The 1197-nt window shown below is 67.8% G+C and carries 1 protein-coding gene; it reads left to right on the top strand.

Translation table 11 applies throughout. The features are described 5' to 3' along the window. Positions 1-105: 105 nt before the first annotated feature. Positions 106-1197: histidine kinase (locus tag JCM19049_RS14680; protein WP_279403305.1), on the top strand; the 1092-nt coding region annotated here is incomplete at its 3' end.

Below are 1197 nucleotides of genomic sequence, written 5' to 3'. Positions count from 1 at the left end.
CCCGCCCGGGCTGGAACCGCCCCGCCCGCCGGGTGACCCGGTGCGCCAGCCGGGTTGGTGCCACTACTTCCCCTGGTTGCCGCGATGCTGAAACGACCCCGCCTGATGCGCACCGTCGCCACGCTCCTGGTCTTCGGCATTGACCTGGCGATCTGGAGCACGGCGCCGCCGATGATCGGCAGCTTCCAGGTGCCGTATTGGCTGCTGTTCAGCCTCTGCGTGATCGCCTACGCCTGGCTCCTGCTGGGCCGCTCCCCCTGGTACGGCTATATCGCGATGATGCTGATGGCCAGCGTGGCCTTGGGCGTGGAGACCTTCGAATACATGGGCGGCTACCTGATGGCGCTGTTCCTGGTGGCCCGCAACGTGCCAGGGCGCAAGTCGGTGTATGCGCTGGCTGGCTCGGTCTACCCGATTGGCGTCATTTCCTTTAACGCGCTGACGTATGACGGCCCGGTATCCCTGGTGACCACGTTCATCGTGGTGGGACTGTGGACGCTGCTGAGCCTGGCCGCCTGGAGTGCCGGGCGGGCCCTGCTGAACAATGACCACCAGCTGGTCACCGAGCGCCGCTGGGCCGAAGAGGCGCTGGATGAGGCCACCGCCACCGAGCGGCTGCGCATCAGCCGGGACCTGCATGACTCGGTCGCCCACTCGATGACCGCCATTGTGCTGCAGGTCGCCGGGGTGCGCACCGTGCTCAAGAGCGGGAAGGACGGGGTGGACGTGGACAAGGTGCTGGAGGACGTGCAATCCACTGCCGAGCAAAGCATGCGCGAACTGCACCGGTTGCTGGGCATGCTGCGCAGCGCCGAGCACAACGGCTCCTCCGACCGGCCCCACAGCATCGCGGATGTGGCCGAACTGGTCGCCTCGGCCCGCGCCTCCGGACTGGAGGTGGAGGAACACGTCACCGGCAGGGAACGGCCACTGGACCCCAGCATCAGCCACGCCGCCTACCGCGCGGTGCAGGAGGGCCTGTCCAACGCGATGAAGCACGCCGGCACCGGGGCGAAGGTGGAGTTGGGCATCGACTGGAGCAGCAGCGAGCTGGTGCTCACGGTGCGTTCGATCTCAGGACTGATCAAGAAGCCCGGGGTCTCCGGCGGGTACGGGCTGCTGGGACTGCGCGAACGCATCAGCGTCTCGGGCGGCACGCTGGACCACGGGGCGACCAGCAACGGCTACCTGTCAAGG

The organism is Arthrobacter sp. JCM 19049 (genome assembly GCF_001310435.1).
This window is presented reverse-complemented; position numbering and strand designations above follow the sequence as displayed.